1 protein-coding gene is annotated in these 1165 nt (G+C 51.0%); it reads left to right on the forward strand.

Going from position 1 to position 1165, the window contains the following annotated elements:
* Nucleotides 1-116 precede the first annotated feature (116 nt).
* Nucleotides 117-1040, forward strand: coding sequence for an IS982 family transposase (locus tag EKD03_RS18280; RefSeq protein ID WP_129633899.1), 924 nt, complete (start codon nt 117-119; stop codon nt 1038-1040).
* The last annotated feature ends 125 nt before the right edge of the window (nt 1041-1165 follow it).

Raw genomic sequence — 1165 nt, forward strand, 5'->3', positions numbered from 1 at the left:
GGGGGTTGTGCTAGTTGAAAATTGGTTCATAGCAGGTCTGGGAGGTTGACCAAAGACCTCCGGTGTGGTATGGCTGGGTGTACAAAAAACCACCACCCACACACGGAGGAACTCCTATGATAGCCGATTTTGAGGACTTCGTCACCTGGATGTTTGTGACCATTGATGATCTCTGGAAGCAGATTGCGCCGTTGTATGATCGCCCTGGCCCTGATCCCACATCGTGTAGCGACAGTGAATTGATCACGATAATGATTGTGAGTGCATGTCGGGGATGGGATCGTGAAACACAATTACATGCTGAGTGGCAACCCTATCGCTATTTATTTCCAAACTTCCCCGAACGATCACGCATGAACCGGCGACGACGCAATCTTATGTATGCCATCAATCAGATCCGACAGATCGTGCTTTCCGTCCTTGATGTCGCCCAAGATGCCTATGGCGCGATTGATGGACTCCCGATTCCGGTCATGAAGTTTCACCTTGCCCCCCAGCGTACTCGTGATTGGGACGCGCACGGAGCCACGTTCGGGTATTGTGCTTCAAAGAAGCAGACCTATTTTGGCTATCGGTTGAATCTTGTCGTGACCCTCGGTGGCGTTATTCTTGATTTTGAACTGACATCCGCAAATGCGGATGAACGAGATGCTGCGGAAGATATGCTCCCGTCTCATCCAGGTCGAACCTTTCTTGCGGATAAAGGCTATGTGAGCACGGATCTCGAAGCATCCGTGCATGCCCAAGGGGTTCGCCTCATAGCCTTACGTCGCGCCAATCAACATGCGCAATTCCCGGTTACGCTCACCCGACTCATTTCCCAGTTTCGTCAAATCATTGAGACCGTGAACGGGCAGTTGGCCGATCAGTTTGGCTTGGAGCAGAACTATGCCCATAGTTTTTGGGGACTTTGTGCGCGGATGTACACCAAGTTGACGGCGCACACGCTCTGTGTGTACGTGAACCGCTTGTTGGGTCATCCCGATTGGTTGCAGATGAAGCACCTCGCCTTTGCGAGCGGAACCACGTCCGGAGGGTGACGATAGGGAGAAAAACCATCTATGATGAACCGTGAACGATAGCTATGTGGCATACGTGCATCACCTATTCGTAGAAAAATACAACGATAGGCGATTTTTAAAGTTTATGTACTAGCACAACCCCC

The organism is Candidatus Oscillochloris fontis (genome assembly GCF_004138135.1).
GTDB classification, from domain to species: Bacteria; Chloroflexota; Chloroflexia; order Chloroflexales; family Chloroflexaceae; genus Oscillochloris; species Oscillochloris fontis.

Excerpts from the sequence above, each read along its gene's own strand:
- EKD03_RS18280 (WP_129633899.1), top strand. The coding sequence starts at position 117 with ATGATAGCCGATTTTGAGGACTTCGTCACCTGGATGTTTGTGACCATT.